This window comes from Burkholderia sp. BCC1993, from assembly GCF_905339865.1.
Classification (GTDB): Bacteria; Pseudomonadota; Gammaproteobacteria; order Burkholderiales; family Burkholderiaceae; genus Burkholderia.
The window spans coordinates 324080-338351 of the sequence record NZ_CAJPGZ010000004.1 but is presented as its reverse complement, the minus strand read 5'-3'; the positions used below and the strand labels follow the sequence as shown (position 1 = coordinate 338351).

The following is a 14272-nucleotide window of genomic DNA, read 5'->3' as shown; positions in this document are numbered from 1 at the left end:
AGGCTTCGACATGAGTTCGCACGGCATCGTCCTGTTCGGCCACGGCGCACGCGATCCGCGCTGGGCCGAGCCGTTCGAGCGGCTCGCCGCGCGGCTGCGCGGGGCCGGCTCCCCTGCTCCGCACGTGTCGCTCGCGTTTCTCGAACTGATGACGCCGTCGCTCGATACGGCCGTCGCCGCGCAAGTCGCGGCCGGCTGCACGCGCATCACCGTGGTACCCGTGTTCTTCGGTCAGGGCGGGCATGTCCGCCGCGACCTGCCGCAGCTCGTCGACGCGTGCCGGGCCACGCATCCGGGCGTCGAGATCCGTTGCGCGACGGCCGTCGGGGAAGACGACGGCGTGCTCGATGCGATCGCGCGCTACTGCATCGACCAGGTCGGCCGCGACGCGTAAGCGAATCGCTGGCCGAAGCGGCGAGCCCAAACAAAAAAGCGCCGGCTTCGGAAGCCGGCGCTTTTTTTGCCTGCGGATCGCGCGTTCGACTCAAGCCGCATCCTGCAACGCATCGCCCTCTTTCACGCGCCGCACGCGTTCGGCGAACGCATCGCCGATCATCAGCAGGCTCGGTTCCGCCGGGTCGAGCCACGCCTGCGCCCCGCCCGCCGCCATCTGCCCGAGCGTCAGCGTCAGCGTGCGCTCGCGCGCGGTACTGCAAGCCTCGACGATCGCCACCGGCGTCGCGCTCGCACGGCCCGCGTCGATCAGTTCCTGCGCGATGCCCGGCGCGCTGTCTCGGCCCATGTAGTAGACGATCGAATCGGCGCGCGCGGCCTCGCGAATCTCGTCGCTGCCCGGTGCGCGGCTGTGCGTCGCGAACGCGACGCTGCGCGACACGCCGCGCAACGTCAGCGAGCGCTTCAGCGTCGCCGCGCCGGCCAGCGCCGCGGTGATGCCCGGCACGACCTCGTAGTCGATGCCCGCCGCGTCGAGCGCGCGCATTTCCTCTTCGGCGCGACCGAACAGCATCGGGTCGCCGCCCTTCAGGCGCACCACGCACGCGTGCTCGCGCGCCGCGTCGACGATCTGCTTGTTGATGAAATGCTGCGCGGTCGAACGCTGCCCGCAACGCTTGCCGACCGCGATCTTGCGCGCGTTCGGTGCGTAGTCGAGCATCGCCGGCTCGACGAGCGCGTCGTGCAGCACGACGTCGGCTTGCTCGAGCAGCCGCGCGCCACGCACCGTGATGAGGTCCGCGGCGCCCGGCCCTGCTCCGATCAGATATACCTTGCCCATGTTTGTCGCTTCGCTTGGGTCCTGCTCGTGCGGACGGCGGCCGGCCCGCGCCGCCGCGCGGGCGGCGCTGACCGCCGGTTATGCCGGTTACGCCGAGAACGCCCGAATCATGCCGGCGGCGACCGTGTGGTGCGTCGCCTCGTCGATCAGTACGAACGCGCCCGTGCCCGGGTGCGCATCGTAGGTGTCGCAGACGATCGGCTTCTGCAGCGTCAGCGCGACGCGGCCGATGTCGTTCATCTTCAGTTCCTGGCGGTCGGTCGCGTGCGACAGCGTATGCACGTCGAGCACTTCCTTGACCGCGCCGATCTTCGCGAACACCGTGCTCGTGGTCTGCTTCAGCAGGTACTTGCGCTGCGGCGACAGCGGCGTCTCGTCGAACCAGCACAGGTCCGCCTCGAGCTTCTTCGCCGGCGCGACCGTCTCGGCGGTCGTGACGAACATGTCGCCGCGCGACACGTCGACGTCCTGTTCGAGGCGAATCGTCACCGTCTGGCCCGCGAACGCGTGCGCAACCGACGCCGTGCCGCCCGGCACCGGCGCGACGATCTCGGCGATCGTCGCGGTGCGATTCGACGGCAGCACGACGATTTCGTCACCGACCTTCACCTCGCCCGATTCGATCCGGCCCATGTAGCCGCGGAAATCGTCGGCCGAGCTGCCGTCCTGACGTGCGACCCACTGCACCGGGAAGCGCAGCGCGTCATGCGCCTGCGTCTCGACCGGCAGCGATTCGAGCACGTCGAGCAGCGGCTCGCCCGCGTACCACGGCATGCGCTCGCTCGCGCCGACGATGTTGTCGCCCTTCAGCGCCGACACCGGCACGAAACGCACGTCCTTCAGGCCGAGCTGATTCGCGAGCGCGACGTACGCGTCGCGGATCTCGTTGAAGCGTGCTTCGCTGTAGTCGACGAGGTCCATCTTGTTGATCGCGACGATCACGTGCTGCAGTGCGAGCAGCTTCACGATCGCGCTGTGGCGCTTCGTTTGCGGCAGCAGTTCCGCGACGCCGTTCTCGATCGTCACGCGCGTCGCGTCGACCAGGATGATCGCCGCATGCGCGGTCGATGCACCCGTCACCATGTTGCGCGTGTACTGCTCGTGGCCCGGCGTGTCGGCGATGATGAACTTGCGCTTCGCGGTCGCGAAATAGCGGTAGGCGACGTCGATCGTGATGCCCTGCTCGCGCTCGGCTTCCAGCCCGTCCGTCAGCAGCGCGAGGTCGAGCTCGTCGCCGACCGTGCGCTTGTTCTTCGCACGCGACAGCGCGGACAGCTGGTCGGACAGCACGGCCTTGCTGTCGTACAGCAGGCGGCCGATCAGCGTGCTCTTGCCGTCGTCGACGCTGCCTGCGGTGATGAAGCGCAGCACGCCGAGGTCTTCGGTGTTCTCGATGATGCTCATGATGTGAATGTCCTCGTGTGCTTCAGAAATAACCTTGCTTCTTGCGCTGTTCCATCGCGGCTTCGGATGCCTGGTCGTCCATCCGGGTCGCGCCGCGTTCGGTGATCTCGGTCACCGCCGTCTCGGCGATGATCTTCTCGACGTCGTCCGCGTCGCTCTCGACCGGGCACGTGCAGCTGATGTCGCCAACGGTACGGAAGCGCACCTGCGCGAGTTCGCTCGTCTCGCCGTCACGCATCGGCGTGAGCGGCGTGACCGGCACGAGCAGGCCGTTGCGGCGCACGATCTCGCGCTCGTGCGCGTAGTAGATCGACGGCAGTTCGAGGTTCTCGCGCGCGATGTACTGCCACACGTCGAGTTCCGTCCAGTTCGAGATCGGGAACACGCGCAGGTGCTCGCCGTTGTGCAGGCGGGCGTTGTACAGGCTCCACAGTTCCGGGCGCTGCGCCTTCGGATCCCACTGGCCGAATTCGTCGCGGAACGAGAAGATCCGCTCCTTCGCACGCGCCTTCTCTTCGTCGCGGCGCGCGCCGCCGATCAGCGCCGTGTAGCCGTGCTGTTCGATCGTCTCGAGCAGCGTGACGGCCTGTGCGGCGTTGCGCGAATCGGTTTCGCGGCGCAGCACGACCGTGCCGCGCTTGATCGAATCCTCGACGTGGCCGACCACCAGCTCGGCGCCGAGCTCCTGCGTGCGGCGGTCGCGGAAGTCGATCACTTCCTCGTAGTTGTGGCCCGTGTCGATGTGCACGAGCGGGAACGGCAGCGTCGTCTTGCGGTTCGCGCCGAGGCCGAACGCCTTCAGCGCGAGGTGCAGCACGACGACCGAGTCCTTGCCGCCCGAGAACAACAGCGCCGGCTTGCTGCATTCGGCAACGAGTTCGCGCAGGATGTGGATCGACTCGGCTTCGAGCCAGTCGAGGTGGCCCATGCGGTCGTCGGCACCGGTGGGCGGGGCAAAGGCGGATTGCTCGAGCGTCGTGCTCATGATTTCAGTCCTTCTCTTCTGGGTTCGTGCCGCCCGCTGTCGCGGGCGGCGCAATATTCGGTTTCTTGTCGGCTTTCAGTGCGCGGCGCCGGCTTCGGCGTTCGCGGGAATCGGCGTGATCGTGATGTGCAGCCCGCATTCCTTCGTGTCGCGCGACTCCCACCACCAGCGGCCCGCCCGGCTGTCCTCGCCGGGGCGGATCGCACGCGTACACGGCTCGCAGCCGATGCTCGGATAGCCGCGCGCGTGCAGCGGGTTGACCGGCACGTCGAACGCCTTCAGGTACGCCCACACGTCGGCTTCCGTCCAGTCGGCGAGCGGGTTGTACTTCGCGATCCCGCGCGCTTCGTCCTGTTCTTCCTCGTGCAGCTCAGCACGCGTGACCGACTGCTCGCGACGCTGGCCCGTGACCCACGCGCCGACGTCGGCCAGCGCGCGGTTCAGCGGCTCGACCTTGCGGATGTGGCAGCACGACTTGCGCAGCTCGACGCTTTCGTAGAACGCGTTCAGGCCGTGCTCGGCGACGTACTGGTCGACCGCGTCCTGCTGCGGGTGAAACTGCTCGATCTCGTAGCCGTAGCGCTCGCGCACGCGGTCGATCATGCCCAGCGTTTCCGCGTGCAGGCGGCCGGTGTTCAGCGAGAAGATGCCGATCGACACGCCCTTCGACAGGATCGCGTGCGTGAGCAGCATGTCTTCCGCGGCCAGGCTGTTCGCGAACTTCACCTTCTCGTGGCGCGCGCCGATCTGCGCGAGCAGCGCGTCGAGGCGCTCGACCTTCGCGGCGAGTTCCGGCGTCAGTGCGGTCGCGGCGCTCATGCGCTCACCTTGGCGTCGGGCGTGGCGGCACGGCGGCGGAACAGCGGCGCCGGCTCGTCGAACGCGCCCTGGTAACGCTGCGTGAATTCGCCGAACGCGTTCAGCGCATCGTGGATGTCCTTGTCGGCCCGCACCGCGAACGCGTCGAAGCCGCAACGCGACATGTACAGCAGCTGGTCGCGCAGCACGTCGCCGATCGCGCGCAGCTCGCCGGTCCAGCCGTGGCGCTCGCGCAGCAGGCGCGCGATGCTGTAGCCGCGGCCGTCCGCGAAGCGCGGGAAATCGACGGCGATCAGCGAGATCGCACCGAAGTCGGCCACGAGATCGGCCGGCTCGCTGTCCGGCGCGAGCCACACGCCGAGTTCGTCCTTCGTCTTCGCGGCGACGAGCGCCGCGCGCTCGGCCTGCCACAGGGTGAACGGCACCAGCACCTTGCCGGCCGGCAATGCGTCGACCGCGGGCAGCGCACCGTCTTCCGCCGCGCGCACGACCTGCCATGCGTCGTCGATCACTGCGCGGTTCTTGATAATCGAAGCCATCTGCAAATTCCTTCTACCCGGTTGGTTACGCGTTCACTGCCTGGCGCGCCGCATACACGCGCTCCTTGAACGGGGCAATGCCGATGCGGTCGTACGTGTCGATGAAGCGCTCGCCGTCGATGCGTGCCTCGGCGAACGTGTCGATCAGCTTCGCGATCACGTCCGGCACTTCTTCCGCGGAGAACGACGGCCCGATCACGCGGCCGAGGCGCGCACCGTTGCGGCCCGTACCCTGCTCGCCGCCGAGCGACACCTGGTACCACTCGGCACCGTCCTTGTCGACGCCGAGGATGCCGATGTTGCCCACATGATGATGACCGCACGAGTTCATGCAACCGGAAATGTTCAGCGACAGGTCGCCGAGGTCGTACACGTAGTCCAGATCGTCGAAACGTTGCTGGATCGCGAGCGCGATCGGAATCGACTTCGCGTTCGCGAGCGAGCAGAAATCGCCGCCCGGGCACGCGATGATGTCGGTCAGCAGGCCGACGTTCGGCGTCGCGAAACTGGCCGCCTTCGCCTTTTCCCACACCGCGAACAGGTCGCGCTTCTTCACGTTCGCGAGGATCAGGTTCTGCTCGTGCGACACGCGCAGTTCGCCGAGCGAGTACGCGTCGGCCCAGTCGGCCACCAGGTCCATCTGCGCGTCGGTCGCGTCGCCCGGGGCGACGCGGTGATCCTTCAGCGACAGCGTGACGGCGGCATAGCCCGGCACCTTGTGCGGCGCGACGTTGCGCTCGACCCAGCGCGCGAACGCCTTGTTCTCGAGCAGGTGCTGTTCGAACGACGCGTCGGTGTCGGCCAGCTTCTCGTAGACGGGCGGCTGGAAGTACTGCGACACGCGGTCGACTTCCGCCTGCGTGAGCGTCGACGGGCCGTCCTTCAGGTGCTGCCACTCTTCCTCGACCTGCTGCGCGAACTTCGCGGGCGACAGCGCCTTCACGAGGATCTTGATACGCGCCTTGTACAGGTTGTCGCGGCGGCCGTAGCGGTTGTACACGCGCAGCACGGCTTCGCAATAGGTGAGCAGGTGCTGCCACGGCAGGTCTTCCTTGATCACCGCGCCGATGATCGGCGTACGGCCGAGGCCGCCGCCCGCGAGGATGCTCGCGACCACCTCGCCCTGCGCGTTCTTCTTCAGGTACACGCCGAGATCGTGGATCTGCACGGCCGCGCGGTCGTGCGTCGAGCCCGACACCGCGATCTTGAACTTGCGCGGCAGCCACGCGAATTCGGGATGGAACGTCGACCACTGGCGCAGGATTTCCGACCACGGACGCGGATCGATCTGCTCGTCCTGGGCGACGCCCGCGAACTGGTCCGCCGTGATGTTGCGGATGCAGTTGCCCGAGGTCTGGATGCCGTGCATCTGCACCGACGCGAGCTTCGCGAGAATCTCGGGCGTTTCCTCGAGCTGGATCCAGTTGAACTGGATGTTCGAGCGGGTCGAGAAGTGGCCGTAGCCGCGGTCGTGTTCGCGGGCGATGCGCGCCAGCATGCGGAGCTGCTCGCTGCGCAGGTTGCCGTACGGAATCGCGATGCGGTGCATGTACGCGTGGCGCTGCATGTACAGGCCGTTCTGCAGGCGCAGCGGACGGAATTCTTCTTCGCTCAACTCGCCCGACAGCCGGCGGCGCACCTGATCGCGGTACTGCGCGACACGCTCGTCGACGATCGTCTGGTCGTATTGGTCGTACTGATACATTCGGGGACCCCAGGGGTTTTCGTGGTGACCGCGCGACGTCCTAGCCACGTCGCGCCCGAATCTCCGTTCCGCCGTCATCGCCGGCCTTCCGCGGCCCGGCTGGATTGCTAATGACGAAAACAGATATCCATATTTGAAAAACTCCGGTGAATCGTAATAAACTCGCCTTATATTTCAAACGACTAAAAAATTCTGTTGATATGCGGAAGGGTTATAAATGAACCTGCACCAATTTCGCTTCGTGCGCGAGGCCGTCCGGCAGAATTTCAACCTCACCGAGGCCGCCAAGGCGCTCTACACGTCGCAACCGGGGGTGTCGAAGGCGATCATCGAGCTCGAGGACGAGCTCGGCGTGGAGATCTTCACGCGGCACGGCAAGCGCGTGCGCTCGCTCACCGAGCCGGGCAGGATCATCCTCGCATCGGTCGAGCGGATCCTGCAGGAAGTTGAAAGCCTTAAAAGGGTCGGAAAAGATTACGCGGCGCAGGATCAGGGCAACCTGACGATCGCCGCCACTCACACGCAGGCGCGCTACTCGCTGCCGGCCGCGATCGCCGAATTCAAGAAGCGCTTCCCGAAGGTGCACCTGTCGATCCTGCAGGGCAGCCCGACGCAGGTCGCCGAAATGGTGATCCACGATCAGGCCGATCTCGCGATCGCGACCGAGGCGATCGCCGACTACAAGGAACTCGTGTCGCTGCCCTGCTTCCAGTGGCATCACGCGGCCGTGGTGCCGGTCGACCATCCGCTGCTCGAACGCAAGCCGGTCACGCTGGACGATCTCGCGCAGTACCCGCTGATCACGTACGACGACGCGTTCGCGGGCCGCAAGAAGATCAACCATGCGTTCGCGCTGCGCGGGCTGTCGCCGGACATCGTGCTCGAGGCGATCGACGCCGACGTGATCAAGACCTACGTCGAACTCGGCCTCGGCGTCGGGATCATGGCCGATATCGCATTCAACCCGGAGCGCGACCGCAACCTGCGGCTGATTCCGGTCGGCCACCTGTTCGGCAGCAACGTGACGCGTGTCGCGCTCAAGCAGGGCGCCTATCTGCGCAGCTATGTATATACGCTCGTCGAGTTGCTGTCGCCGACGCTGAACCGCAAGCTGATCGAGCAGGCGCTCAAGGGCGAATCCGAATCGTACGAGCTTTGACGGACAGGTATAACGACAGGGGCGCAAATCGCGCCCCTTTTTATTGCCCGACGGAGATTTCCGCATGACGCTTCCCGCCCTGTTGCGCCGCGCCGCCGGCGCCGCCCTCGTGCTCGCCTGCGCGGCCGCGCATGCCGACCTGAAGGTCGGCGTCGACCTGTCGTCGACCGGCCCGGCCGCCGCGATCGGCATCACCAGCAAGAACGCGATCCTGATGTGGCCGAAGACGATCGCCGGGCAGCCGGTACAGGTGACGGTGCTCGACGACGCGTCCGACCCGGGCACGGCCGTGCGGAACATCCGCAAGCTGGTCGACGAGGATCACGTCGACGTCGTGGTCGGGCCGAACATCACGCCGGCCGCGCTCGCGGCGCTCGACGCGGTGGCGGCCGCCCAGACGCCGATGATCACACTGGTCGGCTCCGGCGCGATCGTCGAGCCGCAGGAAGGCGCGCGGACCTGGGCATTCAAGATGGCGCAGAGCGACCGCGCGATGGCCGACGTGATGACGCGCTACATGGCCAATCACGGCGTGAAGACGGTCGGCTTCATCGGCTTCGCGGACAGCTATGGCGACAGCTGGCTGAACGAATTCACGCGCTTCGCGGAAGTCCGCAAGATCCGCGTGATCGCGACGGAACGCTTCAACCGCACCGACGCGAGCGTCACCGGCCAGGCGCTGAAGCTGATCGCCGCGAAGCCCGATGCGATCCTGATCGCCGGCTCGGGCACGCCGGCCGTGCTACCGCAACGCACGCTGATCGAGCGCGGCTACAAGGGCGCGATCTACCAGACGCACGGGATCGCGACGCCGGAATTCATCAAGCTCGGCGGCAAGGACGTCGACGGGACGCTGTTCCCGACCCAGCCGGTGGTCGTCGCGCGCACGCTGCCTGCCGACCATCCGGCCCGCAAGGCCGCGCTCGCGTTCGTCGATGCGTATGAAGCGAAATACGGCGCCGGCACGGTCACGCAGTTCGCGGGCGACGCGGCGGGCGTGTACCCGCGCCTCGCCGACGCGGTCGGCCGCGCGCTCAAGGCCGCGCAGCCCGGCACGCCGGGCTTCCGCGCGGCGCTGCGGCGCGAACTCGAACGCGCGCACGAACTCGTCGTGCCGAACGGTGTCGTCAATACCAGCGACAAGGATCACGTGGGGCTCGATCAGCGCGCGAGCGTGATGGGGATCGTGAAGCAGGGCCGATTCGTCTATCTGAGCCAGTAACGCACGGGCGGTCGCCGGACAGCTTGCCCGGTGCCCCGTTTTCCGCCATAATCCGCGTTTCGCCGCGCACAATCCGCACGAATCGCATGCGCGGCCAGGATCAAAGCCCAGGTGGTGAAATTGGTAGACGCAGGGGACTCAAAATCCCCCGCCGCAAGGCGTGCCGGTTCGATTCCGGCCCTGGGCACCAGTATTTCGCAGCGTCATGCGCTGCGTCTGTCGAAACCCGCGCAAGCTCGCCGCTTCGCGGGTTTTTTGTTGTTGCCGCGCGCCAGACACACCGCAACGCACGCCCTTCCCCGACGGTCCAAGCATCAGGACACGCAAGCACGGAGGCCCCCATGTCAACGCGCGTCATCTCATGCCGGATTGGCCGCTGCGTGCTTGCCGCGCTGTTGTCGATCATGCTGGGCGGATGCGACCTGCTGCGCGAGCCGCCCGTGCCCGACTGGCCAGGGCCGCACGCGCCCTACCCGTTCCCGGACAACATTCCGCACCGCACCCAGTGAACCGATGGCGCCCCGCCGCCCGACGCACTCAGGCCATCAACTCGCGGACGAAATCCAGAAACACCCGCACTTTCGCGGCAACGAGGTTCGACGCATGGTGATACGCATAAAGCGGGAACGTCTCGTCCGCCCATTCGGGCAGCAGCTGGACCAACCGCCCTTCGGCCAGGACGTCGCGGGCATAGAGTTCCAGCAGTTGCGCAATGCCGACGCCGCCAAGGCACGCGCCGAGCAACCCGCCGGTGTCATTCACCATCAGCCTGCCAGCGGCGTCGACCGGCACGACCTCCTTGCCGCGATGAAATTCCCATTCGTACGGTCGCCCCGTCACCGGATCGCGAATCAGCACGCACCGGTGACCGTCCGCGAGATCCCGCGGGTGTCGCGGTTCGCCATGACGCGCGACGTACGCGGCCGACGCGCAGGTCAGCACGCGCGTCTCGAGCAGCAGTCGCGCACGATATGACGACGGCTCCGGGATGCCGAAGCGCACTGCCACATCGAATCCGTCGGCGACGAGGTCGCCCATTCGATCCCGCGCGCTGATCTCGACCGACAGGTCGGGAAAGCGGTCGAGGAATTCCGCCATCCGCGGCGCGAGCACGTAGTGGCCGAACGTGCCGTCCACGTTCACGCGCAGCCGCCCCCTCACGCGCGCCTTCGACTGGCCGGCGTCGAGCGCCGCCTCCTCGATGCCGGCCAGCAGCGGCGCGACCGCCTCGTAAAAGCGTCGCCCTTCGTCGGTCAACGTGATCGCACGCGCGGTCCGGTTGAAGATGCGGATGCCGACGCGTTCTTCCAGTCGGGCGACGGCGCGGCTCACTGCCGGTTGAGTCAGTCCCATCGCCTCGCCTGCCCGCGCGAAGGTGCCGGCCTCGATCACCGCGGAGAGCACGCCGATACCGCTGAGCAGCCTGCTGTCGAACCCCATAAGACATACTTCCAGTCATTCATTGACTGACCATTATTCATTATTTTTATCGATCGAAGAAGCCTACAGTAGTCCTGTCGCCGGATCGAACGGCATTCAACCCTCATCAGGAGCAGGAAATGAGCACATCGGAACAGGTCGCCCTCGTCACGGGTTCGTCGCGCGGCATCGGTGCGGAAATCGCCCGCCAACTCGCGCGGGACGGCTTCCGGGTCGTCGTCAACTATGCCGGCAGCGCCGGCCCGGCCCGCGAAGTCGTCGATGCGATCGTCGCCGACGGTGGTCATGCCGTCGCCGTGCAGGCGAACGTCGCCGCCCCGGCGGCCGTGGCAGCGCTGTTCGACGCCGCCCACGATGCATTCGGCGGCCTGGATGTGGTGGTCAATTCCGCGGGTGTGATGAAGCTGGCGTCGATCGCCGACTGCGACGATGCGCTCTTCGACGAAACGATCGCCATCAACCTGAAAGGCGCGTTCAACGTATGCCGCGAAGCGGCAAGGCGCGTGCGCGACGGCGGACGCATCATCAACCTGTCGACCAGCGTGATCGGCATGCGCATGCCGACTTACGGCGTGTACGTGGCAAGCAAGGCGGCGGTCGAAAGCCTCACGCAGGTGCTCGCGCAGGAAATGCGCGGGCGCGGTGTCCGCGTGAACGCCGTCGCGCCGGGGCCGGTCGCCACCGAACTGTTCCTGCAGGGCAAGAGCCCCGAGCTGGTCGATCGGCTCGCGAAGCTGAACCCGCTCGAGCGGCTGGGCCAGCCCGACGACATCGCGCGCGTCGTCGCGTTCCTCGCCGGCCCGGACGGCGCGTGGATCAACGGCCAGATCCTCCGCGCCAACGGCGGGATGTGCTGACGGACCGCTCGCAGCCGCCTCACTTTCCGCCAGGAGATCACTCATGAAGCAAGTTGTCCTCGTCACCGGCGCGTCCAGCGGCTTCGGCTTGCTGACGGCCCAGTCGCTCGCCCGCGCCGGTCACACGGTCTACGCGTCGATGCGCGAGAGCGCCGGGCGCAATGCGCCGCGCGTCGCCGCCATCGCTGCCTATGTGCAGGAACACGGCGTCGACCTGCGCAGCCTCGAACTCGACGTCAGCGACGACGCATCGGTCGGCGCAGCAATCGACCGCGTGATCGCCGACAACGATCGTCTGGACGTCGTCATTCACAACGCCGGCCACATGGCGTTCGGGCCGGCCGAAGCATTCACGCCCGAGCAGCTCACGCAGCTGTACGACGTCAACGTCGTGTCGACCCAGCGCGTCAACCGCGCGGCGCTGCCGCACCTGCGCCGTCAGGGCCGCGGTCTGCTCGTGTGGGTTTCGTCGTCGTCGGCGCGCGGCGGCCCCCCGCCGTTCCTTGCCCCTTACTTCGCCGCGAAAGCCGCGATGGACTCGCTCGCGGTGTCCTACGCCGCCGAACTCGCCCGCTGGGGCATCGAAACATCGATCGTCGTGCCGGGCGCTTTCACCCGCGGCACGAATCACTTCCTCCATGCGGGCAAGCCGGCCGATACCGCCGTGCAAGCTGCCTACGACAGCGGGCCGTACGCGGGCGTCGCCGATCAGGCGTTGAGCGGCCTCGCCGCGCTTGAACCGGCGGACGCCGACGCCGGCGCCGTCGCGACGGCGATTGTCGAGCTCGTCGCGGCGCAGGCCGGCAAGCGCCCCTACCGCGTATTCGTCGACCCGTCGCAGGACGGCGCAGAGGAAGTGTTCCGCATCGGCGATCGAATCCGCCGCGAAATGTTCAGAAACATCGGGCTCGCCGATCTGCTCGCGCCCCGGGTCGGCGGTTGAGCGCCGTTTTCGCGCCGCGCCGGCCGGCGCGTCAACCGCGCTCGCAGAACCGCAGAATCGCGTCAGCAACGACCGCCGGCGCCTCACGCTGCAAAAAGTGTCCGACGCCGTCGAGCACGGTGCGCTCGTAGCGGCCAGTGAAGAACCGCTCGCGCGCCGCGGAGGTCTCCGGCGCGGTGCAGGTATCCGCGCCGCCGTGCAACACGAGCGTCGGCACCGACAGCACCGGCGCGGGCGTCAGTTGCGCGTCGTCTTCCGCATACGCGGCACCGCCGTCGACGAACCCCCAGCGATAACGGTACGAGTGCAGCACCACGTCGATCCAGTCCGGCCCGTCGAAGGCCGTCGCGGCCGCGTCGAAGTCGCGTGCCTCGTACCAGCCGGCCGGCGACCACGTATCCCACATCAGACGCGCGAACGCCCGGCGATCGTCGCGCAGCGCCTGCTCGCCGCGCGGCGTCGCCAGGAACCAGTGGTACCAGTAGTTGCGCGCCTGCGGCAGCGACAACGGCTGGGCCGGGTCGTTCGTGCCGTATCCCACCGACAGCATCACCAGATGCGAGGCCGCGCCGTCGCGCAACCCGCAGGCGTTCGCAACCGCGCGCGCACCCCAGTCGTGCCCGACCAGCACGGGCCGCTCGATGCCGAGCGCGTCGATGAATTCGAGCAGGTCGCGGCCAAGCGCCGCGAGCCGGCCGCTGCGCGGCGTCGCGGAATCGCGAAAGCGGGTCGGCGCGAAGCCGCGCAGCGCAGGCGCGAGCACGCGGTAGCCGCGCGCGGCCAGCGTTCGAGCCACGGCCTCCCAGCCGACCGGGCTGTCCGGCCAGCCGTGCAGCAGCACGGCCACGCGTTCGCCGCGCGGGTTCCATTCGAGATAGGCGAGTTCGAGCGACGCGGTCGTCGCATAGCGGTAAGCGGTCATGTGCACTCCGGTTGGTCAGCCTGAATGCCCGATGGTAGACCCGCCTCTCATCACGATTCGCGGCGTATCATGATTCATTCTTCAAATATCGTGGTGAATCAACCGATGGAACCGCTGACCGATCCTGCGTCGACCGCGCTCGACATCGCGCTGTTGCGCACCTTCCTCGAAGTCGTCGACAGCCGCGGCTTCGCGCCGGCGGCGGAGCGCCTCGCGCTGACGCCGTCCGCGGTCAGCGGCCACATCAAGCGGCTCGAGCAGGCGGCCGGCACGGTGCTGCTCGCGCGCACGACGCGCCGCATCGCGCTCACGCCGGCCGGCGACACGCTGTACGCGTACGCGCGCAACATCGTCGACCTGGAGCGCGAAGTGCGCGCGAGGCTGCGCGGCGCGCCGGCGCATGGCCGGCTGCGCGTCGGCGCATCGGAGGATTTCGCGGGCGCGTGGCTGCCGCAGGTGCTGCGCACGTTTCGCGACAGTCATCCGCGCACGTCGATCGAACTGAAGGTCGGGGTCACCGCAGCGCTGCTGCGCGAGCAGACGCTGGGCCGGCTCGACGTCGTGTTCGGCAAGCAATGCCGGCAGGTCGACGCGCCGGGCGAACTGCTGTGGGAAGAACCACTGGTATGGGCGTTCGCGTCGGATATGGCAATCGACGCCGAAGGCGATGTGCCGCTCGCGCTGTTTCCGGAGCCGTGCGTGTACCGGGAAGCCGCGGTGTCCTCGCTCGCCGCCGCGCTGCGGCCGTTTCGCGTGCTGTTCGAAAGCGCCAGCATGGCCGGCTGCGTATCGGCCGCCCTCGCCGGCTTCGCGGTCACGGCGCTCGCGCGCAGCCAGTTGCGCGACGGCCTGCGCGCCTGCGGGGAGAATGACGGGCTGCCGGCGTTGCCGGCCGCGCGCTTTTACGCATTCGCGTCGAAGCCCGACGGCGCCTGCGCCGCGCTGATCGACGCGGTGCGGACGACCGGGGGCACGCGCCAGTTCGCCGCCTGAGTGCGCGCGACGCGATGGCCGCACGTGCCGGACGTACCGCGCATGCCGCG

General features: G+C 67.8%; 15 protein-coding genes and 1 tRNA gene. 8 read left to right on the top strand and 8 right to left on the bottom strand.

Annotated features, from left to right (window positions below; translation table 11 throughout):
• Positions 1-10 precede the first annotated feature (10 nt).
• Positions 11-394, top strand: coding sequence for a sirohydrochlorin chelatase (locus tag U4Y91_RS08650; RefSeq protein WP_124488473.1), 384 nt, complete (start codon positions 11-13; stop codon positions 392-394).
• A 90-nt stretch (positions 395-484) separates the two neighbouring features.
• Here U4Y91_RS08650 and cobA read toward each other — a convergent pair whose 3' ends face one another.
• The 6 genes from cobA to U4Y91_RS08620 form a co-directional block, all read right to left on the bottom strand.
• Entirely contained in the window at positions 485-1234 is a 750-nt protein-coding gene (gene cobA, locus U4Y91_RS08645) for a uroporphyrinogen-III C-methyltransferase (protein WP_321804725.1), read from the bottom strand.
• 87 nt (positions 1235-1321) lie between these two features.
• On the bottom strand, positions 1322-2638 hold the full coding sequence (locus tag U4Y91_RS08640) for a sulfate adenylyltransferase subunit 1 (RefSeq protein ID WP_321804724.1): 1317 nt from the start codon (positions 2636-2638) through the stop codon (positions 1322-1324).
• A 22-nt stretch (positions 2639-2660) separates the two neighbouring features.
• Positions 2661-3623 (bottom strand): sulfate adenylyltransferase subunit CysD, encoded by a 963-nt coding sequence (cysD, locus tag U4Y91_RS08635; protein WP_321804723.1) that lies wholly within the window; start codon positions 3621-3623, stop codon positions 2661-2663.
• Between the two features lie 75 nt (positions 3624-3698).
• Entirely contained in the window at positions 3699-4442 is a 744-nt protein-coding gene (locus U4Y91_RS08630) for a phosphoadenylyl-sulfate reductase (protein WP_321804722.1), read from the bottom strand.
• Positions 4439-4981, bottom strand: a complete 543-nt coding sequence (locus U4Y91_RS08625; RefSeq protein WP_321804721.1) for a DUF934 domain-containing protein — start codon at positions 4979-4981, stop codon at positions 4439-4441. The genes U4Y91_RS08630 and U4Y91_RS08625 overlap by 4 nt, the downstream gene beginning before the upstream one ends.
• 25 nt (positions 4982-5006) lie before the next feature.
• On the bottom strand, positions 5007-6686 hold the full coding sequence (locus U4Y91_RS08620) for a nitrite/sulfite reductase (RefSeq protein ID WP_321804720.1): 1680 nt from the start codon (positions 6684-6686) through the stop codon (positions 5007-5009).
• Between the two features lie 217 nt (positions 6687-6903).
• Between U4Y91_RS08620 and U4Y91_RS08615 the strand changes: the two genes are divergently transcribed.
• From U4Y91_RS08615 to U4Y91_RS08600, 4 genes are all read left to right on the top strand, one after another.
• A complete protein-coding gene (locus U4Y91_RS08615; protein ID WP_321804719.1) occupies positions 6904-7845 on the top strand; it encodes a CysB family HTH-type transcriptional regulator in 942 nt (313 codons plus the stop codon).
• A gap of 64 nt (positions 7846-7909) precedes the next feature.
• On the top strand, positions 7910-9067 hold the full coding sequence (locus U4Y91_RS08610) for an ABC transporter substrate-binding protein (protein ID WP_321804718.1): 1158 nt from the start codon (positions 7910-7912) through the stop codon (positions 9065-9067).
• A 105-nt stretch (positions 9068-9172) separates the two neighbouring features.
• Positions 9173-9257, top strand: a tRNA-Leu gene (locus tag U4Y91_RS08605).
• 151 nt (positions 9258-9408) lie between these two features.
• A complete protein-coding gene (locus tag U4Y91_RS08600) occupies positions 9409-9576 on the top strand; it encodes a hypothetical protein (protein ID WP_321804717.1) in 168 nt (55 codons plus the stop codon).
• A 28-nt stretch (positions 9577-9604) separates the two neighbouring features.
• Here U4Y91_RS08600 and U4Y91_RS08595 read toward each other — a convergent pair whose 3' ends face one another.
• On the bottom strand, positions 9605-10507 hold the full coding sequence (locus tag U4Y91_RS08595; protein WP_321804716.1) for a LysR family transcriptional regulator: 903 nt from the start codon (positions 10505-10507) through the stop codon (positions 9605-9607).
• Positions 10508-10626: 119 nt separating this feature from the next.
• On the opposite strand from U4Y91_RS08595, the gene U4Y91_RS08590 reads away from it, so the two are divergent.
• Together U4Y91_RS08590 and U4Y91_RS08585 are read left to right on the top strand one after the other, a co-directional pair.
• Positions 10627-11364, top strand: a complete 738-nt coding sequence (locus U4Y91_RS08590) for an SDR family oxidoreductase (RefSeq protein WP_321804715.1) — start codon at positions 10627-10629, stop codon at positions 11362-11364.
• Between the two features lie 43 nt (positions 11365-11407).
• Positions 11408-12307, top strand: coding sequence for an SDR family oxidoreductase (locus tag U4Y91_RS08585; protein WP_321804714.1), 900 nt, complete (start codon positions 11408-11410; stop codon positions 12305-12307).
• A gap of 31 nt (positions 12308-12338) precedes the next feature.
• On the opposite strand, the gene U4Y91_RS08580 is transcribed toward U4Y91_RS08585, so the two are convergent.
• Positions 12339-13229, bottom strand: a complete 891-nt coding sequence (locus tag U4Y91_RS08580) for an alpha/beta hydrolase (RefSeq protein WP_321804713.1) — start codon at positions 13227-13229, stop codon at positions 12339-12341.
• A gap of 105 nt (positions 13230-13334) precedes the next feature.
• Here U4Y91_RS08580 and U4Y91_RS08575 point away from each other — a divergent pair, with 105 nt between their 5' ends.
• A complete protein-coding gene (locus tag U4Y91_RS08575) occupies positions 13335-14222 on the top strand; it encodes a LysR family transcriptional regulator (RefSeq protein WP_321804712.1) in 888 nt (295 codons plus the stop codon).
• The last annotated feature ends 50 nt before the right edge of the window (positions 14223-14272 follow it).

Bases quoted from the DNA above. Each gene is read 5' to 3' on its own strand.
- U4Y91_RS08650 (WP_124488473.1), top strand. From the start codon at position 11: ATGAGTTCGCACGGCATCGTCCTGTTCGGCCACGGCGCACGCGATCCG.
- cobA (WP_321804725.1), bottom strand. From the start codon at position 1,234: ATGGGCAAGGTATATCTGATCGGAGCAGGGCCGGGCGCCGCGGACCTC.
- U4Y91_RS08640 (WP_321804724.1), bottom strand. From the start codon at position 2,638: ATGAGCATCATCGAGAACACCGAAGACCTCGGCGTGCTGCGCTTCATC.
- cysD (WP_321804723.1), bottom strand. From the start codon at position 3,623: ATGAGCACGACGCTCGAGCAATCCGCCTTTGCCCCGCCCACCGGTGCC.
- U4Y91_RS08630 (WP_321804722.1), bottom strand. From the start codon at position 4,442: ATGAGCGCCGCGACCGCACTGACGCCGGAACTCGCCGCGAAGGTCGAG.
- U4Y91_RS08625 (WP_321804721.1), bottom strand. From the start codon at position 4,981: ATGGCTTCGATTATCAAGAACCGCGCAGTGATCGACGACGCATGGCAG.
- U4Y91_RS08620 (WP_321804720.1), bottom strand. From the start codon at position 6,686: ATGTATCAGTACGACCAATACGACCAGACGATCGTCGACGAGCGTGTC.
- U4Y91_RS08615 (WP_321804719.1), top strand. From the start codon at position 6,904: ATGAACCTGCACCAATTTCGCTTCGTGCGCGAGGCCGTCCGGCAGAAT.
- U4Y91_RS08610 (WP_321804718.1), top strand. From the start codon at position 7,910: ATGACGCTTCCCGCCCTGTTGCGCCGCGCCGCCGGCGCCGCCCTCGTG.
- U4Y91_RS08600 (WP_321804717.1), top strand. From the start codon at position 9,409: ATGTCAACGCGCGTCATCTCATGCCGGATTGGCCGCTGCGTGCTTGCC.
- U4Y91_RS08595 (WP_321804716.1), bottom strand. From the start codon at position 10,507: ATGGGGTTCGACAGCAGGCTGCTCAGCGGTATCGGCGTGCTCTCCGCG.
- U4Y91_RS08590 (WP_321804715.1), top strand. From the start codon at position 10,627: ATGAGCACATCGGAACAGGTCGCCCTCGTCACGGGTTCGTCGCGCGGC.
- U4Y91_RS08585 (WP_321804714.1), top strand. From the start codon at position 11,408: ATGAAGCAAGTTGTCCTCGTCACCGGCGCGTCCAGCGGCTTCGGCTTG.
- U4Y91_RS08580 (WP_321804713.1), bottom strand. From the start codon at position 13,229: ATGACCGCTTACCGCTATGCGACGACCGCGTCGCTCGAACTCGCCTAT.
- U4Y91_RS08575 (WP_321804712.1), top strand. From the start codon at position 13,335: ATGGAACCGCTGACCGATCCTGCGTCGACCGCGCTCGACATCGCGCTG.